The organism is Fluviicoccus sp., from assembly GCF_030646115.1.
In the GTDB taxonomy this organism is placed as follows: Bacteria; Pseudomonadota; Gammaproteobacteria; order Pseudomonadales; family Moraxellaceae; genus Fluviicoccus.
On record NZ_JAUSMX010000013.1, the window covers coordinates 1 to 1,575 of the forward strand.

At 61.0% G+C, this 1,575-nt stretch carries 1 protein-coding gene and 1 pseudogene; both read left to right on the plus strand.

Translation table 11 applies throughout. The features are described from left to right. Positions 1-655 (plus strand): annotated as a pseudogene (locus Q7T36_RS09460) (acetoacetate--CoA ligase); the annotation flags it as partial. Between the two features lie 166 nt (positions 656-821). Further along, positions 822-1,575: alcohol dehydrogenase catalytic domain-containing protein (locus Q7T36_RS09465; protein ID WP_304847187.1), on the plus strand; the 754-nt coding region annotated here is incomplete at its 3' end.

Here is a 1,575-nt window from a genome sequence, read left to right on the forward strand (position 1 = left end):
CCGGGAACTTGGCGTGGCCGCCTACGCCTACAACGAAGCTGGCGAGTCGGTGGTCAACGAGGTGGGCGAGTTGGTCATCACCAAACCCATGCCGTCGATGCCAATTTATTTCTGGAACGACCCGGACAATAAGCGCTACCTCGAGAGCTATTTTGAAACCTACCCTGGCGTGTGGCGCCAGGGTGACTGGATACGCTTCACAGAGCACGGCAGCGCAGTCATCTATGGGCGATCAGACAGCACGATCAACCGCTTTGGCATCCGGATGGGAACGGCTGAAATCTACCGGGTGGTTGAAGAAATGCCCGAGGTGCGCGACAGCCTGGTAATCGACCTGGAGTTTTTGGGGCGCCCCTCGTTTATGCCGCTGTTTGTGGTGCTACGACCTGGCGCGGTACTGGACGAGACACTGCAGGAACGCATCAAGCTCCAGATACGCTCCAAGGCCTCTGCTCGCCACGTCCCCAATGAGGTTGTGCAGGTGACTGAAATTCCTCGCACGCTGAGCGGAAAAAAGATGGAAGTGCCTGTCCGAAAACTGCTGTTGGGTACCTCGCCTGAAAAGGCGGCCAGCCCGGATGCAATGCAGAACCCGAGCAGCCTGGATTTTTTTGTCCAGTATGCGAAGGCCCTCAAGGACCGCATTTACGCGTGAAGCAGACTGGAACTTCATGCAAGGGGCTGTGTAACAGGGGCTGAGGGGCTGCAAGGCACTTCAAGAGCCCTGACACTCCCCCGCGGTTGCGGGGAGTTCCATTCATGAGGTGTCAGGCGTCTGGCCGTTGCCCCATTATTTTTTACTTTCTTAAGGAGCTTTCGACGTGAAAGCCGTATTTATTACAGGGCATGGCGGCAACGAAGTCGTCAGCATAGCGAACCGGCCCAAGCCGGTGCGCCAACCCGGTCAGGTACTGATTCGCATGCAGGCGGCCACCCTCAACCAGGTGGATCTCTACATGCGCGACAGCGGCGCGGGCATCACGCACCAGTTGCCGCAGATCATGGGACTTGACGGCGCGGGCATCGTGGAAGAAGTCGATGCGCATGAGCGCATGCTCGCGCCCGGCCAGTCCGTGGTGCTGCATCCGGCCGTAGGCTGCGGGCGCTGCGAGTTCTGCCAGCGCGGCGAAGTGGTCCTGTGCACCGGCATCCAGTATCTGGGCGAGCATAGGGACGGCACCCTGGCGCAATGGGTCAGCGTTCCGGCGCAAAACGTCTTCCCCATGCCTGCCGGCTTGAGCTTCGCCGAAGCGGCCGCACTGGGCGTCAACCACCTGACCGCCTGGCGCATGCTGTTCACCAAGGCACAGCTCAAGCCGTGGGAGACAGTGCTGATCTTTGGCATAGGCGGCGGCGTGTCGCTGGCCGCACTGCAGCTCGCCAAGCTGGCGGGCGCTCAAGCCATCGTCACCTCGCGCGACGATGCCAAGCTACAGCGCGCCCGCTTGGCTGGCGCCGACCATCTGATCAACAGCTGCACGCAGGACGTGGTCAAGGAAGTGATGGCCCGCACCCAGGGGCGCGGCGTGGACGTGGTGATTGAAAACGTTGGTGCGGCTGTGTGGTCATCCGCCA